Origin of the sequence: Klebsiella sp. CB_Kp196 (assembly GCF_040061575.1) — a bacterium.
GTDB lineage: Bacteria > Pseudomonadota > Gammaproteobacteria > Enterobacterales > Enterobacteriaceae > Klebsiella > Klebsiella michiganensis.
Window position 1 is genome coordinate 151,807 of record NZ_JBEAFH010000034.1, and the last position, 16,927, is coordinate 168,733.

General features: G+C 55.7%; 14 protein-coding genes. 2 read left to right on the plus strand and 12 right to left on the minus strand.

All coding sequences use genetic code 11. From position 1 onward, the window contains the following. Positions 1–6: 6 nt before the first annotated feature. The 8 genes from nuoH to ABLU87_RS08670 form a co-directional block, all read right to left on the minus strand. A complete protein-coding gene (gene nuoH / locus ABLU87_RS08635) occupies positions 7–984 on the minus strand; it encodes an NADH-quinone oxidoreductase subunit NuoH (protein ID WP_004104068.1) in 978 nt (325 codons plus the stop codon). Further along, positions 981–3,707, minus strand: coding sequence for an NADH-quinone oxidoreductase subunit NuoG (gene nuoG, locus ABLU87_RS08640; protein ID WP_025106677.1), 2,727 nt, complete (start codon positions 3,705–3,707; stop codon positions 981–983). Before nuoG ends, nuoH begins: the two co-directional genes overlap by 4 nt. Positions 3,708–3,739: 32 nt before the next feature. Further along, complete coding sequence (nuoF, locus tag ABLU87_RS08645) at positions 3,740–5,077, minus strand: NADH-quinone oxidoreductase subunit NuoF (protein ID WP_004852841.1); 1,338 nt, start codon at positions 5,075–5,077, stop codon at positions 3,740–3,742. Next, positions 5,074–5,574 (minus strand): NADH-quinone oxidoreductase subunit NuoE, encoded by a 501-nt coding sequence (gene nuoE / locus ABLU87_RS08650; RefSeq protein ID WP_004104075.1) that lies wholly within the window; start codon positions 5,572–5,574, stop codon positions 5,074–5,076. Before nuoE ends, nuoF begins: the two co-directional genes overlap by 4 nt. Positions 5,575–5,576: 2 nt before the next feature. After that, the gene (nuoC, locus tag ABLU87_RS08655; protein ID WP_025106676.1) at positions 5,577–7,385 is read right to left on the minus strand and encodes an NADH-quinone oxidoreductase subunit C/D; all 1,809 of its coding nucleotides are present in this window, start codon (positions 7,383–7,385) and stop codon (positions 5,577–5,579) included. An 86-nt stretch (positions 7,386–7,471) separates the two neighbouring features. Then, positions 7,472–8,146: an NADH-quinone oxidoreductase subunit NuoB gene (nuoB, locus tag ABLU87_RS08660; RefSeq protein WP_002913178.1), complete on the minus strand. Its 675-nt coding sequence runs from the start codon at positions 8,144–8,146 to the stop codon at positions 7,472–7,474. A gap of 15 nt (positions 8,147–8,161) precedes the next feature. Further along, complete coding sequence (gene nuoA, locus ABLU87_RS08665; protein ID WP_004123140.1) at positions 8,162–8,608, minus strand: NADH-quinone oxidoreductase subunit NuoA; 447 nt, start codon at positions 8,606–8,608, stop codon at positions 8,162–8,164. Positions 8,609–9,259: 651 nt separating this feature from the next. Beyond that, positions 9,260–10,186, minus strand: a complete 927-nt coding sequence (locus tag ABLU87_RS08670; RefSeq protein WP_014839121.1) for a LysR family transcriptional regulator — start codon at positions 10,184–10,186, stop codon at positions 9,260–9,262. A gap of 887 nt (positions 10,187–11,073) precedes the next feature. Here ABLU87_RS08670 and alaA point away from each other — a divergent pair. Together alaA and yfbR are read left to right on the plus strand one after the other, a co-directional pair. Continuing rightward, a complete protein-coding gene (gene alaA / locus ABLU87_RS08675; protein ID WP_004852849.1) occupies positions 11,074–12,291 on the plus strand; it encodes an alanine transaminase AlaA in 1,218 nt (405 codons plus the stop codon). A gap of 87 nt (positions 12,292–12,378) precedes the next feature. Continuing rightward, positions 12,379–12,978, plus strand: a complete 600-nt coding sequence (yfbR, locus tag ABLU87_RS08680) for a 5'-deoxynucleotidase (RefSeq protein WP_004852850.1) — start codon at positions 12,379–12,381, stop codon at positions 12,976–12,978. Positions 12,979–13,031: 53 nt separating this feature from the next. Here the strand turns inward: yfbR and ABLU87_RS08685 are convergent, their stop codons facing one another. From ABLU87_RS08685 to yfbV, 4 genes are all read right to left on the minus strand, one after another. Then, a complete protein-coding gene (locus ABLU87_RS08685; RefSeq protein ID WP_014230256.1) occupies positions 13,032–14,864 on the minus strand; it encodes an SLC13 family permease in 1,833 nt (610 codons plus the stop codon). A gap of 76 nt (positions 14,865–14,940) precedes the next feature. Further along, positions 14,941–15,600 carry a sugar phosphatase gene (locus ABLU87_RS08690; protein ID WP_009654668.1) on the minus strand — a complete coding sequence of 220 codons (660 nt, stop codon included), beginning with the start codon at positions 15,598–15,600 and terminating at the stop codon, positions 14,941–14,943. 11 nt (positions 15,601–15,611) lie between these two features. Then, the gene (locus ABLU87_RS08695) at positions 15,612–16,106 is read right to left on the minus strand and encodes a YfbU family protein (RefSeq protein WP_004852855.1); all 495 of its coding nucleotides are present in this window, start codon (positions 16,104–16,106) and stop codon (positions 15,612–15,614) included. An 86-nt stretch (positions 16,107–16,192) separates the two neighbouring features. Then, the gene (yfbV, locus tag ABLU87_RS08700; RefSeq protein ID WP_004104090.1) at positions 16,193–16,648 is read right to left on the minus strand and encodes a terminus macrodomain insulation protein YfbV; all 456 of its coding nucleotides are present in this window, start codon (positions 16,646–16,648) and stop codon (positions 16,193–16,195) included. Positions 16,649–16,927 lie beyond the last annotated feature (279 nt).

The following is a 16,927-nucleotide window of genomic DNA, read 5'->3' on the forward strand; positions in this document are numbered from 1 at the left end:
CACCCCTTATTGCGCCTGCCAGAGAATGACAGCCGCCGTTACCAACAAGTTGATCAGCGTTAACGGCAGGCATACCTTCCAGCCAAAGGACATTACCTGGTCATAGCGCGGACGCGGTAATGATGCGCGGATCAAAATGAACATCATCATGAAGAACGCGGTTTTCAGCGCGAACCAGATGAAAGGAGGTAACCATGGGCCATTCCAGCCGCCGAAGAACAGCGTCACAATCAGCGCCGATACGGTAACAATCCCGATATATTCACCGACGAAGAACAGACCGAACTTCATGCCGGAGTATTCGATGTGATAACCGTCAGCCAGCTCCTGTTCCGCTTCCGGTTGGTCAAACGGGTGACGGTGACATACCGCTACGCCCGCAATCGCAAAGGTCACGAAGCCAAAGAACTGAGGGATGACGTTCCACAGATGCGCCTGGTTGTTGACGATATCGGTCATGTTGAATGAACCGGCCTGCGCCACCACGCCCATCAGGGAAAGCCCGAGGAACACTTCGTAGCTCAGGGTCTGGGCAGAAGCACGCATCGCGCCAAGCAGCGAGTATTTGTTGTTGCTCGACCAGCCGGCGAACAGCACCGCATAGACCGCCAGACCTGCCATCATCAGGAAGAACAGGATCCCGATGTTCAGATCGGCCACCACCCACGTCGGGCTGACCGGCACAATGGCGAAGGCCAGCAGCAGCGAAGTAAAGGCAATCACCGGCGCCAGAGTAAAGATCACGCGATCCGAGAAGCGCGGAACCCAGTCCTCTTTAAAGAACATTTTGATCATGTCGGCGACGAGCTGCAGCGAACCGCCCCAGCCCACGCGGTTAGGCCCGTAACGGTTCTGGAACAGGCCCAGCAGACGACGTTCGCCAAAGCTCATAAACGCGCCGCAGGTCACCACCACCAGCAGAATCACCACCGCTTTAAGGATGCCTAACAGAATGTCGATGAGATCGGGAGTTAACCAACTCATGCTTTCGCCTCCTGCAGAGTATCAATACGCGCTCCGGTCAGCACCGGCGCAATCCCTGGCATGCCCATCGGTAAGCCAACCTGCCCTGCCGTCAGCCCCGCCGAGATTACCAGCGGCAGGCTAAGCGCCTGGCCATCAACGCTGAAGGAAACCATCGCCCCTTCGTTCACGCCAAGCTTCGCGGCATCTGCCGGGTTCAGCTTAACGTACGGCTGCGGCATGCGGCTCTGGAATACCGGAGCACGCTGCGACAGCTCGTCGCTGCCGAACAGATGGTAGTAAGGCGCGATACGCCATTTCCCTTCTTCAGCCTGGAAGCTTGCCGGTACCGCGGTAAAGTACTCAAGACCGCTGGCGGAGGCTTCAATCAGACGCACGCCCGGATCGCCGTGGCGCAGTTTACCGCCCACTTCATCCTGGAACTTGTTCCACGCCTGCGGGGAGTTCCAGCCCGGAGCCCAGGCAAAGGGAATTTGCGAGCGCGGCGCGGACGGCTGGTTGTTCCCTTCCATGGAGAAGGCAAACATGGTGTCTTTATCCTGCGGTTGACGGGGTTCATGCACGCTGATGTTGGCGCGCATCGCCGTACGACCGCTATAGCGGTGCGGTTCACGGGCCAGCTTCTGACCGCGAATGCGGAAGGTTGCATCCGGCGCGGCGTCTTTGATACCGGCCAGCTGCGGTAGCGCGGCAATGGCGGCGTCAATCACGTGGTCCAGCTGCGTCCAGTCAACCTGGCGATTGTTAACGGTGCTGTGCAATGAGTGCAGCCAGCGCCAGCTTTCCAGCATCACGGTTTTCGCGTCGTAGTAGGCCGGGTCGTAAACCTGGAAGAAGCGCTGGGCGCGACCTTCGTTGTTGACCACGGTACCGTCGCTTTCCGCGAAGCTTGCCGCGGAGAGCACCAGATGCGCTTTTTCCATAATCGCGGTACGCTGATGGTCAACCACCATGACCAGCGGCGCTTTCGCCAGCGCCGCGTCAACGCGGGCGGCTGAAGCGTGGCGGTGCAGGTCGTTTTCCAGCACGATAACCGCATCGGCGTTACCGGTCTCCAGTTCGCTCAGCGCCTCTTCAAGCGAGCCGCCGCCGATCATCCCGAGTCCTACGCTGTTCACTGCCCGGGCGACCATGGTCACGCCAACGTCAGCGCCGCGGCCTTTCAGGGCTTTCGCCACGTTGGCGGCGGCCTGAATCACCTCGATGCTGCCGGCGTTGGTTCCGGAAACAATCAGCGGTTTTTTCGCTCCGGCTAACGCCTGAACGATCACGTCGATTTTGCCTTTCAGCTCGCTGCTCAGCCCTTCGACCGCCGGCGCGCTATCGTCCAGCGCGTGGGCGATGGCGAAGCCTAGACGCGCCTGATCTTCCACCGGCGCGCGGTAGGTCCATGCGGCGATATCATCAAGACGCGTGTCGTCGATATTGGTCACGAACAGCGGATGCTTCGCGCGCTGGCCGATGTTAAGGATCGCGGCGATCTGCCAGTCGGCGACTTTCTGCGCCGCCGCCATTTCACGCGCTTTGCCTTTCACCGCCTGACGCACCGCCAGCGCGATACGCGCGCCGGTCTGGGTGATGTCCTCACCGAGGATCAGCACCGCATCGTAGGATTCGATCTCGCGCAGCGCCGGGGTATGAATACCGCCTTCGCGCAGCACTTTCAGCATCATCTGCAGGCGCGCTTGTTCGCCCTTCGCGATGCCGGTATAGAAGTTTTCGGCGCCGACCAGCTCGCGCAGCGCAAAGTTGCTTTCAATGCTGGCGCGCGGGGAGCCGATACCAATCACCTTCTTCGACTGGCGCAGGATATCTGCCGCCCCCTGCATCGCCTGTTCGGCGTTGAGGGTGATCAGATCGTCGCCGCGGCGCTGAACCGGCTGACGCGGACGATCTTTCAGATTGACATAGCCATAGCCGAAACGACCGCGGTCGCAGAGGAAGTAGCGGTTAACAGTACCGTTATAACGGTTTTCGATACGACGCAGTTCGCCGTAGCGCTCGCCGGGGCTGATGTTACAGCCGATGGAACACTGCTGGCAGATGCTTGGCGCAAACTGCATGTCCCACTTACGGTTATAGCGCTCGGAGTGCGTTTTATCGGTAAAGACGCCGGTCGGACAGACTTCCACCAGGTTACCGGAGAACTCGCTTTCCAGCGTACCGTCTTCCGGACGGCCAAAGTAGACGTTGTCGTGAGCGCCGTAGACGCCCAGGTCGGTACCGTCGGCATAGTCTTTGTAGTAGCGAACGCAGCGGTAGCAGGCGATGCAGCGGTTCATTTCGTGAGAGATGAACGGCCCCAGATCCTGGTTGCGGTGGGTACGCTTGGTAAAGCGGTAGCGACGGAAGCTATGACCGGTCATTACGGTCATATCCTGTAAGTGGCAGTTGCCGCCCTCTTCGCATACCGGACAGTCGTGCGGGTGGTTGGTCATCAGCCACTCAACTACGCTTTCGCGGAACTGCTTCGCTTCTGCGTCGTCGATGGAAATAAAAGTGCCGTCGGATGCCGGTGTCATACAGGACATCACCAGGCGGCCACGCGTGTCTTCCGCGTTCTGATATTGCTTCACCGCACACTGGCGGCAAGCACCAACGCTTCCCAGCGCCGGATGCCAGCAAAAGTAAGGAATATCAAGACCCAGAGAGAGACAAGCTTCTAACAGGTTGTCCGCTCCGTTGACCTCGTACTCTTTGCCGTCTACATGAATCGTAGCCATTAGCGTGCTTCCAAAATAAAAAAACCTTTAGATTACCAGCGCGTCTTAAGCAGGTTCGGCTGAATCCCGTTGATTGCATGGGTATTGCTGAACTGCTGTTTAATGCCAGCTTCGAATTCTTCGCGGAAATATTTAATCGCGCTCTGTAGCGGCTCAACCGCACCCGGCGCGTGCGCGCAGAAGGTTTTACCCGGACCGAGGAATCGACACAGTTGCTCAAGCGTCTCGATATCACCCGGCTGGCCTTCGCCGCGCTCGAGAGCGCGCAGAATTTTCACGCTCCACGGCAGACCGTCACGGCAAGGCGTACACCAGCCGCAGGACTCACGGGCAAAGAACTCTTCCAGGTTGCGTACCAGCGGCACCATGCCAATCTCATGGTCAACCGCCATCGCCAGCGCGGTGCCCAGACGGCTGCCCGCTTTACCAATGCTTTCGAACTCCATCGGCAGGTCGAGATGCGCTTCGGTCAGGAAGTCGGTGCCCGCGCCGCCCGGCTGCCAGGCTTTGAACTTCAGGCCATCGCGCATGCCGCCCGCGTACTCTTCGAGGATCTCGCGCGCGGTGGTGCCGAACGGCAGCTCCCAGACGCCCGGATTCTTCACGCGGCCGGAGAAACCCATCAGCTTGGTGCCGGCGTCTTTACTGGTCGAAATGTTCTGATACCACTCGACGCCGTTGGCCAGAATCGCCGGGACGTTGCACAGGGTTTCAACGTTGTTTACGCAGGTCGGTTTGCCCCAGACGCCCGAGCTGGCCGGGAACGGCGGCTTCGAACGTGGGTTGGCGCGGCGGCCTTCGAGGGAGTTAATCAGTGCGGTTTCTTCGCCGCAGATATAGCGCCCTGCCCCGGTGTGCACAAACAGTTCGAAGTCAAAACCGGTACCAAGGATATTTTTACCCAACAGGCCCGCTTCGGTCGCTTCGGCAATGGCCCGGCGCAGATGCTGCGCCGCTTCGATATATTCGCCGCGCAGGAAGATATAGCCGCGCCAGGCTTTCAGCGCGAACGCGGAGATCAGCATGCCTTCCACCAGCAGGTGCGGCAGCTGTTCCATCAGCAGGCGGTCTTTATAGGTGCCCGGCTCCATTTCATCAGCGTTACACAGCAGGTAACGGATGTTCATGGACTCGTCTTTCGGCATCAGGCTCCACTTCAGACCGGTGGAAAAGCCCGCGCCGCCGCGCCCTTTCAGGCCAGCGTCTTTTACCGCAGTGACGATTTCATCCGGCGCCATGCCGGAGAGCGCTTTACGCGCCCCGGCGTAGCCGTTTTTACTCTGGTATTCATCCAGCCATACCGGCTGTTTGTCGTCGCGCAGACGCCAGGTTAACGGATGGGTTTCGGCAGTACGAATAATGGTTTTCATTTATACCGCTCCAGGAGGTCAGGAATCGCTTCCGGCGTCAGATAACTGTGAGTGTCCTCATCAATCATCATGGTCGGCCCCTTGTCACAGTTGCCCAGGCAGCAGGTCGGCAGCAGGGTGAAGCGGCCATCAAAGGTGGTTTGACCCGGTTTGATATCCAGCTTCTTCTCAATCGCCGACTGAATGCCCTGGAACCCGGTGATGTGGCACACCACGCTGTCGCAGTAGCGAATCACGTGACGGCCCACCGGCTGGCGGAAAATCTGGCTGTAGAAGGTCGCAACGCCTTCTACGTCGCTGGCCGGGATCCCCAGCACATCGGCGATAGCGTAGATTGCGCCGTCCGGCACCCAGCCGCGCTGCTTCTGAACGATCTTCAGCGCTTCAATGGACGCCGCACGCGGGTCTTCGTAGTGGTGCTTCTCGTGCTCAATCGCCTCACGCTCTGCCGCACTCAGCTCAAAAGCCTCGGTTTGTGGTTGTTGATTCTCGTGCATAATTAGCGGTCCACGTCTGACATAACAAAATCGATACTACCCAGATAGACAATCAGGTCGGAGACCAGACTGCCGCGAATAGCGGCCGGGATCTGCTGCAGGTGCGCGAAGCTTGGCGTGCGCACGCGGGTGCGGTAGCTCATGGTGCTGCCGTCGCTGGTCAGGTAGTAACTGTTAATACCCTTGGTCGCTTCAATCATCTGGAAGGATTCTTGCGCCGGCATGACCGGGCCCCAGGAAACCTGCAGGAAGTGCGTAATCAGGGTTTCGATATGCTGCAGCGTGCGCTCTTTTGGCGGCGGCGTCGTCAGCGGATGATCCGCCTTGAACGGGCCTTCCGGCATGTTATCGAGGCACTGCTGAAGAATGCGCAGGCTCTGGCGCAGCTCTTCCACTTTCAGCATCACGCGGGTGTAGCAGTCGGAGACGCCACCGCCGGTCGGGATCTCAAAGTCGAAGTTTTCATAGCCAGAATAGGGACGCCATTTACGTACGTCGAAGCCGATGCCGGTCGCGCGCAGGCCCGCGCCGGTGGTGCCCCACTCCAGCGCTTCTTTGGCGTTGTAGGCGGCAACCCCTTTCGAACGACCGATCAGGATGGTGTTGCGCAGCGCGGCTTTCTCATAGGAATCCAGACGCTTCGGCATCCACTCGAGGAATTCGCGCAGCAGGCGATCCCAGCCGCGGGGCAGGTCGTGCGCGACGCCGCCGATGCGGAACCAGGCCGGGTGCATACGGAAACCGGTGATCGCTTCCACCAGATCGTAGATCTTTTGACGGTCGGTAAAGGCAAAGAACACCGGCGTCATCGCCCCGACGTCCTGAATAAAGGTGGAGATGTACAGCAGATGGCTGTTGATACGGAACAGCTCGGAGAGCATCACGCGGATCACATTGACGCGATCCGGCACGGTTATCCCCGCCAGTTTCTCAACCGCCAGCACGTAAGGCATTTCGTTAACGCAGCCGCCGAGATATTCAATACGGTCGGTATACGGAATGTAGCTGTGCCAGGACTGGCGCTCGCCCATTTTCTCGGCGCCGCGGTGGTGGTAGCCGATATCTGGCACGCAGTCGATGATCTCTTCGCCATCAAGCTGCAGAATAATACGGAACGCACCGTGAGCGGAGGGGTGGTTCGGGCCGAGGTTAAGGAACATGAAGTCCTCGTTTTCGGTCCCGCGCTTCATGCCCCACTCTTCCGGTTTGAAGGTCAGCGCTTCCATTTCCAGATCCTGTTTGGCTTTGGTCAGCTCAAACGGGTCAAATTCGGTGGCGCGCGCCGGGTAGTCTTTACGCAGCGGGTGACCTTCCCAGGTCGGCGGCATCATGATGCGGCGCAGGTTCGGGTGACCATCGAAGGTCACGCCAAACATCTCCCAGGTTTCACGCTCATACCAGTTGGCGTTAGGGAACAGTTTGGTGAAGGTCGGCAGATGCAGATCGTTTTCAGACAAGGCAACCTTGAGCATGATGTCGCGGTTGCGGTCTATGGAAATCAGATGATAGAAAACGGAAAAATCCGCGGCGGGTAAACCGTCGCGGTGCGTGCGCAGACGTTCATCCATGCCGTGCAGGTCAAACAGCATCACGTAAGGCTTCGGCAATTTCCTCAGGAAATCACCCACCTCAAGCAGCTGTTCACGCTTCACCCAAACCACCGGAACGCCGGTGCGGGTTGGCTGAACGGTAAAGGCATCCGGCCCAAAACGGTTGCGCAGTTCGCCGATCACCGGGTCATCAAGGTGATCGCGGGTTTGCCAGGCTGGTGCGGCGTCATGCGCGGTTAAATCGGTCATATTGTTCACCATTGCAAAAGGTCCGTGGTGACTGCCGGCGAGGCTTCGCGCTGTAGTAGATTGATTTGCGAAGTTTTTATCCCGCCCGCAGGCGCAAGTTAAATCTCGTCCGGAGTCCGCAGATTGGTCACTGCAATACGTTCGCCGCGTTTACGCTCGCGTTCCGACTGCATATTGGCGCGGTACACGCCCTGATCGCCAACCACCCACGAGAGCGGACGGCGTTCTTTACCAATGGATTCCTGCAGCAGCATCAGCGCCTGCATATAAGCTTCCGGACGCGGCGGGCAGCCCGGGATGTAAACATCGACCGGAATAAACTTATCCACGCCCTGGACGACAGAGTAAATATCGTACATTCCGCCGGAGTTGGCGCATGCGCCCATCGAGATAACCCACTTCGGCTCCAGCATCTGGTCATAAAGACGCTGAATGACCGGCGCCATTTTGGTAAAGCAGGTGCCGGCAACCACCATCAGGTCAGCCTGACGCGGGGAGGCACGTAATACTTCTGCACCAAAGCGCGCAACGTCATGCACCGCGGTGAATGACGTCACCATTTCCACGTAGCAGCAAGAAAGGCCGAAGTTGTAAGGCCAGATTGAGTTCTTACGGCCCCAGTTCACCATGTCATGCAAGGCGTGTTCGAGTTTCCCCATATACACGCTTTTATTGACTTCTTGCTCCAGGGGGTCGGTTACGATCTCCTGTTTTTGCAGGGGGTAACGGTCGTTCTCACCGTTAGGATCGATGCGGGTGAGCGTATAATCCATCTTATTGCCTCGCTTTTACTGCGTATGACGGTTAGTGGGACTGTCTGTTTCCGGGTTAACCAGCGTGCGACGGGAGCGCGCAGGCGTCCAGTCCAGTGCGCCGATACGAACGAGGTAAACCAGACCAGCCAGTAGCACTAAAATGAAAATTGCGGCTTCCACAAAGCCGACCCAGCCGCTTTCACGGATAGAAGTCGACCATGCGTAGAGATACAGGGCTTCCACGTCGAAGATAACGAAGAACATGGCAACCAGATAAAACTTCGCAGAAAGACGTAAGCGAGCCGAACCGACGGAGTCGATCCCGGATTCAAACGGCGTGTTCTTGCTTCGCGCGCGCGCGCGTCCGCCAAGGTACCAGCCGCCGACGAGCATCAGGCAGCACAGGCCGATAGCGATGATGAGAAATATAGCGAATGCCCAATGATGAGCGATGACTTCAGTGGATGTTGACATACGCATTGCTTAACCAAAAAAGTGTAGCGCTAAAACCCTCTGCTCTTACTGGCAGATGAACGCCACAGCGTTTCACGGGGAGGAATAAAAAAATAGCCGTGCAAAAAAGCGTCCCTGGGTGATGTGGAAGGCCAGTTGCGGTGGCTTTTTACTCCTTTCATTAACCTTTTGTCAACTTTAACAAAAGTTTTCACAACATTAATTTACATTGGATTTTTTTCATTAACATTAAATGCCCTTTCATGCGGAATAACCTTGCATACTGTTCGGCTTTAGTGTTGTTGAATCGTGTCCGTTTCCGCCGTAAATCAAAATGGCCCGCCTATTTTGACAGGATTCAGACACGATTCCTCCCCCTAAGGAGGGGTATTTTCTTGATCTGCGACACGCTTTTGTTAATTCAACCAAGAAAACAGCAACAAACCAGATGGTTTTTTAACATTAGCAGGAAGTATTGAAAGTGCAGAGAAAAGTCGAGAAATGAGAGGAGGAGCGGATCTAACCTACTGATTTAGCTCAAAAGAAATCAACAAAAGTTTCTATTAATCAATAAAATTTGAAAAAAACGAACCGCAGCGGCAATTTCACACGTCTGGGGTTCGTTTTTACACTTACATTTTGTTACCAGTTTTTGTGATGTTTGTTAGCTTTTCCCGCTCAGGAAATAAGGGAATTATCTCCCCCTTCGGGAGTATAAACGCGTTGTGTTGACCACGGCTGGTACTCTGCGCTCAACGACTGAAAAATGGCCTGCGTCAGCTCGCTTGCCTTCTGCGGATTGCAGTTCAGCATGTAGCGAGTATCCGGCAGTACGGGTAAACCGTCACTCCGGCCCGGTACGCGAAATTCGGGGCTCATCATCTCTACCGGCTGCGCGGTCACGCCAAGCCCGGCTTTCACCGCCGCCTTCACCCCCGCCATTGAGCTTGCCGCATGGGAAAGATGCCACGCAACGCCGGCGGCGTTGAGTACCTCAACGATCTCTTCCCGAAACGGATCCGGGGCATCCAGCAAAACAAGCGGGACAGACTCGCCCTGAGGGAGGACATAATCCGCTGCGCAGTACCACAGCGTTGGCGACGTGCGCAGCGTCAGCATGTCAGAACCCTTGGTTTGTCGGGTCGTCAGCGCAAGATCGATTGCCCCGCTCTTCAGCATATCGACGATATCAAGGTGTTTGAGGACTTTGATTTCCAGCGTCAGCCTGGGATAAAAACTACCAATCCGGTTTAACAGGCACGGTAAAATGGTATCCGCCGTCTCATCAGAGGCTCCGACGGTCAGCGTTCCCTGCAGGCTGCCAAACATGAGCGACATACAGGCTTCATCATTAAAGCGCAGAATTTTCCGCGCATAGCCCAGCAGCTGAATGCCCTGCTCGGTCAGAAGCTTATTGCGTCCGTGGCGAGCAAAAAGCTCTTTGCCAACCAGCTGCTCCAGCCGCTGCATCTGCTGGCTCACCGCTGACTGGGTCCGGCGCACCGCGACGGCGGCAGCGGCAAAGGTACTGAGATCGGCGACGGCAACAAAGGTTCTCAAGAGATCGAGGTCTAAATTTAGTATCGAACGATTTTCATTTATCATATTTGCTTCACATTCAGGCGGCTAATGCTTACCTGCCTTGTTGATGCTGTGCTCCAGGCTTCCGGCTAATCCTTAAGCTTCGCGTTACCCGCCAGAGACGGACGGATGAACAACTGGACGAACGTTATTGCATTAGAAAGCACTCATCCGCAGCAAATGCGCGGAATTTCAGAGTAATATTTTGCTCGTACGCCTAAGCGCTTTTAATTACGACGCATTTGTTTTTGTGATGTGACGCAAAAAATAGCCGTCAATGACCATTGTCTGCATCCTCACCGGCGACAAACCTTGCCATCGGGCTCAGGCAGAACAAAAACCTGCAATAACAATGTATTAATAAAGAAATAAGCTACCTGGCATAGCCATATGTCGGTATTAACGGCGATATTCTAACCGAAAACCACAATATTTATAAGCGTTAATCAGTATTATCTCAGGCCACTTTAAATGCTGGTCAGCACTTTAATTAAATTAACAGATCTAAGAATATTCCTTGCATAAAATAAAACTCATTTAGCTATTAAATACTTTCATTAAAAATATCTAGCAAAGTTGTTACAACCTTCAGCGTATTGTGAATTAAACGTTCACCAGACGATGATTCGTTTTACGCGCAAAAAACAAGCGCCGGTCCTCTTTAAATCAACAAACCAGATAAACGTTCGCCAAAACACCACCAGGCACAATATAAGACCATCAATAAAAGTATTAAAGGTGTAATGTATAAACAAAAGCGCAGCTCACCAGACAAATTGATTAAACCAAAAAGCGATGAATAGCAAAATCTTCTCCTGTTAACCCTTCAAAACAGCGGGGAGGCGGAGTACATTATTCCGTGCTGACTTCCACGGCAGGGAGTGGCGATAACAGCTAAAAGGTCAAGGTTCATGTCCCCCATCGAAAAATCCAGCAAGTTAGATAACGTCTGTTACGACATCCGCGGCCCGGTTCTGAAAGAGGCGAAACGCCTTGAAGAAGAAGGCAATAAAGTCCTGAAGCTGAACATCGGCAACCCAGCGCCGTTTGGCTTTGACGCGCCTGACGAGATCCTCGTTGACGTTATCCGCAACCTCCCTACCTCGCAGGGCTACAGTGATTCAAAGGGCCTCTATTCCGCCCGTAAGGCCATCATGCAGCATTACCAGGCCCGCGGTATGCGTGATGTGACGGTCGAAGATATCTATATCGGTAACGGCGTTTCGGAGCTTATCGTCCAGGCCATGCAGGCGCTGCTGAACAGCGGCGATGAAATGCTGGTCCCGGCGCCGGATTATCCGCTGTGGACCGCCGCGGTCGCGCTTTCCAGCGGTAAAGCGGTGCACTATCTTTGCGATGAGTCTTCCGACTGGTTCCCGGACCTCGACGATATCCGCGCGAAAATCACCCCGCGTACCCGCGGCATCGTGATTATCAACCCGAATAACCCAACCGGCGCGGTGTACTCAAAAGAGCTGCTGATGGAGATCGTCGAGATCGCCCGCCAGCATAACCTGATTATTTTCGCCGATGAGATCTACGATAAGATCCTCTACGATGAAGCGCAGCACCACTCAATTGCGCCGCTGGCCCCGGATCTACTCACCGTTACCTTTAACGGCCTGTCAAAAACCTACCGCGTTGCCGGCTTCCGCCAGGGCTGGATGGTGCTGAACGGGCCGAAGAAACACGCAAAAGGCTATATCGAAGGCCTGGAGATGCTGGCCTCTATGCGCCTGTGCGCCAACGTCCCGGCCCAGCATGCGATCCAAACCGCTCTCGGCGGCTATCAGAGCATCAGCGAATTTATTGTTCCCGGCGGACGCTTGTATGAACAGCGTAATCGCGCCTGGGAGCTGATTAACGACATTCCGGGCGTCTCGTGCACTAAGCCGAAAGGCGCGCTGTATATGTTCCCGAAAATAGACGCTAAACGCTTTAATATTCACGATGACCAGAAGATGGTGCTCGATTTTCTGCTGCAGGAGAAAGTCCTGCTGGTTCAGGGTACCGCCTTTAACTGGCCGTGGCCGGACCACGTGCGTATTGTGACCCTTCCGCGCGAAGACGATCTTGAAATGGCAATTACCCGTTTCGGGCGTTTCCTTTCCGGCTACCACCAGCTCTGATTTTATCTGTCCAGCCGCCGGGATTTGCATCCGGCGGCAATCCCTGCGCACAATGACACCCGACGTCGTAACTGATTAAGGGTTCCTATGAGTCAGAGTCATTTCTTTGCCCACCTCTCCCGCCTGAAACTGATCAACCGCTGGCCGCTGATGCGTAATGTGCGCACCGAAAACGTCTCCGAACACAGCTTACAGGTCGCGATGGTGGCCCATGCGCTGGCGGCGATCAAAAATCGTAAATTCGGCGGGCGGGTTAACGCCGAACGCATCGCGCTGCTGGCGATGTATCACGATGCCTCGGAAGTCCTGACCGGCGACCTGCCGACGCCGGTAAAATATTTCAATTCGCAGATCGCGCAAGAGTACAAAGCCATCGAAAAAATCGCCCAGCAGAAGCTGGTCGATATGGTTCCTGATGAACTGCGCGACATTTTTGAACCGCTGATCGATGAGCATCACTACAGCGAAGAGGAAAAATCCCTTGTCAAGCAGGCGGATGCGCTTTGCGCCTACCTGAAGTGTCTGGAAGAGCTATCGGCGGGGAACAATGAATTTCTGCTGGCCAAAGGCCGGCTTGAGAAAACGCTGGAATCGCGCCGCAGCGCAGAGATGGACTACTTTATGCAGGTGTTTGTCCCGAGCTTCCATCTTTCCCTCGATGAAATCAGCCAGGATTCGCCTTTATAGAACCCACACTTCCCCGGCCAGCGTCAGCCTGACCGGGGAAGGATGCCGCTGAATCAGAACGGAAACAGCACCGGGATCAGCAGGACGCACACCACCATCACCAGGAGGGTGAACGGCACGCCGATTTTGACAAAATCGCTGAATGAATATTTCCCCGGCCCCAGCACCAGGGTGTTCACCGGCGACGATACCGGGGTCATAAACGCCGCCGAGGCCGCCATGGCGACCACCATCGCAAAGGGATAAGGCGAAACGCCCATCGACTTTGCCGCGGCCAGCGCAATGGGCGCCATCAGCACCGCGGTGGCGGTATTGGAAATAAACAGGCCGATAGCCGCGCACATCACAAACAGACAGCCAAGCATCAGGTACGGTCCTTTGCTCCCCGCCACATCCATGAGTCCCTGAACCACCAGATCCACGCCGCCGGTTTTCTGCAGCGCCAGAGCAAAAGGCATCATTCCGACAATCAAGATAATGCTCGGCCAGTGGATAGCTTTATAGGCGCTCTCGGCGTTAATACAGCGGAATTTCCCCATCAGCAGGCAGGCAATGATGGCCGCTATAGGGTTAGGAATTTCGTCAGTCAGCATCAGCGCGACCATCAGCACCAGACAGAAAATCGCGTGCGGCGCCTGGCTGTGCGCCGGCGAGGCGTCGTTGACCTCGATGGGCATATTCAGCACCACAAAGTCACGGCCCCGCTTAGCCAGCAGCGCTATCTGCCGCCAGTTGCCCACCACCAGCATGATATCGCCAAGCTGCAAGGCTTCATCGGTCACCGCGCCGTCAAGGGCTTTGCCATCGCGTTTCAGCCCCACGATGTTCAAATCAAAACGGGTACGAAAGGCGATTTCGCGCACCGACTTGCCAATCAGTTCTGAATCCGGGATCAGAGAGACTTCCGCCATCCCCACGTCCAGCGCCTGATCGGAAAAATATTCGCCGCGCAGCACCATCGGTTCGAGCATCTGCTCGCCGCAGAACTGGCGTAAATCCACGTCTGAGGCCGACATATCGATCAGCAAGACGTCGCGGGCGCGGAATTCCGATACGCCGTTAACGTTAACGATAACCCGTCGAAAGCGCCGCCAGCGCTCAACGCCGATAACGTTCGCCCCGTAGCGCTCGCGTAGCTTCAGGTCGTCCAGGCGCTGGCCAATCATCGGCGAGCCGGGGCGTATGGCCAGGCGGCGCGCGCGTCCCGTGAGATGATAATCTTTAATGAGATCGCGGAAGGTGCTTCTTTTTCGGCCATCTCGCGCTTGCTCGCCCTCTTCCCCTTTGAGCATAAAGCGCATCACCAGCATATAGAAAACGCCCAGAACCAGCACCACCAGACCTATCGGCGTAACGCTAAAAAAGCTGAATCCTTGCAGCCCTTCGCGTAAAAGTTCGCTGTTAACGACCAGGTTGGGCGGTGTGGCCACCAGGGTCATCATCCCGCTGATAAGTCCGGCAAAACTGAGCGGCATCATCAACCGCGAAGGGGAGGTGTTCATGCGCATCGACACGCTGAGCACCACGGGGATAAAAATGGCCACCACGCCGGTCGAGCTCATAAACGCCCCTAATCCGGCAACGGTTAACATCAAATAGACCAGCATTTTGGTTTCGCTGTTCCCGGCAACCTTCACCAGCCAGGAGCCCATTTTGGTGGCGACCCCGGTGCGCACCAGCCCATCGCCAATAATAAAAAGCGCGGCAATAAGAATAACGTTAGGATCGCTAAAGCCGGAGAAGGCCTCGCTGAGCGTTAAAGTGTCGCTGAGGACGAAAGCGACAATCACCAGCAATGCGATAGCGTCCATGCGCACTTTTCCGGTGGCAAAGAGCACGACGGCTACGGCAAGAAGAGATAACACCCAAATCAATTCACCGTTCACAACTTATCCTTGTCAGAAGATGGAGTTGGAAGTCTGGCATAAAAAAGCCCCGCCGGCGCGGGGCTAAATCATGAGATTAATCTTTAAGGATAATATTCACGTTGCCGTCAGGCAGGCGTTCAACCTGCAGGCTCTCCAGCGTCGTTAATACTAAATCCGCTTCATCAAGACGCGGCGCATCGGCGGGCACATTGACCGCGATGGTGCGACAGCCGGCATTCAGCCCGGCGAGCAGACCGGCAGGCGCATCCTCCACGACGGCGCAATCCCCCGGCGCCAGCCCCAACAGTTCAGCCCCCAGCAGGTAGGCGTCCGGTGCGGGTTTCCCGTGCTTTACGCGCTCGGCGGTAACAAAAACCTTCGCCTCAGGCAGCCCCGCGGCACGATGACGAGCGTGGGCGACGGGTATCGAACCCGACGTCACGATCGCCCACGGAATCCCCGCGCGATCGAGCGTCCTGAGCAACGCCACCGCGCCCGGCAGCGCCGTTACGCCATCCGTATCCGTTGCTTCTACCGTTTCCAGCAGGGTGAACTCTGCCTGAATCTCCTCTTCGCTGCGGCCGGGGAGAAAATGACGCAACGAGGTTATCGCCTGTTTGCCATGAATGAAGTTCAGCACTTCATCATGAGGGATACTGAACCGATCCGCCCATTTGCACCACGAACGCTCCACTACCGGCAACGAATCGACCAATGTCCCGTCAAGATCAAACAGGAAACCTTTACACTGCACGGGAACCTCCATCAGGCGTTGATAATTTGGTTAATTTCGTTACTGCTTAAATGGTACTGACGCGGGCAGGAGTGCCAGGTGCTCAGCATGCGCTGGTATTTTTCCCACATCGGGGTCTGGGCGTTAAAGCCGTGAGTGCCGGCGTCAAAGTGGCTATAGCGCCCTTCAACGTTAACCATAAAGCGGACATAGCCGAGATAGCGGGCTTCGGTCGCTACGTCAAAGCCGAGGAAGGTGACCCGACGCTCGTCAATTCCGCTGGCATCCTTCAGGTTCGTCCAAGAGACATGCAGCGCGTGATACATCTCCATGATATCAATGATGGTACGACACGTTTCCTCGGTAAGCTGGCCAAACTCGCGGTCCAGCTCACGCATCTGCAGCCCGTATCCACGCTCAATGATGGTCTGCAGGCGGCGGTAACGTTCAGCGTTGTCCGGATCGAGCATCGTCATCATTTTGTATTGATTCGACAGAATCAGACGCTGCGCATTGGTCATTTCCATTTTTGACTCCTGTGGCACTTTTACGACGTGAAAAAAGAAGGCGCATCAATTATGCGCCTTCTTTTATATGCGTTTTCCCGATACAATTACAAATCATCAAGGAAAGTTTTATCCAGTTGTTTGAAGGCGCGCTTAAGCGTGTCAGCTAAAGCCTGATAATCCGGCTTGCCGTCAACCGGCGTCAGCGCTTGTCCCGCCTCCTGGAGTTTACCCCGTACTTCATAAAACCAGTTCAGTATCGACGGCGGCAGCGGCGTTACCGAACGCTTACCCAGCCACCATAAGCCTTGCATCGGCAGACTCAGCGCGAACAGCGCGGTAGCCACGGCAGGGCCCAGCTGGCCGCCGAGGGCGATTTGCCAGCACAGCGTGAAAATCGCCACCGGCGGCATGATGCGAATCGCATAGCGCGTGGCGCGAATAATACGGTTTTCAATAAACACCGGGGCAAGGCGCTTATCCAGAGGCCAGGTCTTTGCATAGTGCTGCCCGTGGCGAAACAAGCCAAAAAAACTCACAGGGCGATTCTCGGGACCGGACATGGCTTACCTCAACTTTACATATAAAACTTAAAAAATTTGTGCAAAACACCAACTGTGCATGACAACGTTCAAAAGATTTTGGCAATGACGGCCTCAATCAGGTATTCTGTGCGCACCTGAGGGGCGGTTAGACCCTTTTACCAGGTTAGTCAAATTATCGCATATTCTGCCACCGGCTGAAAATTATGCAAAATGACATAAAATCAAATGTACTTCTCTCATCGTGCCCGAAAACAGTACAAGGCATGATGTTAATCATAAATGTCGATGTCATCCTGC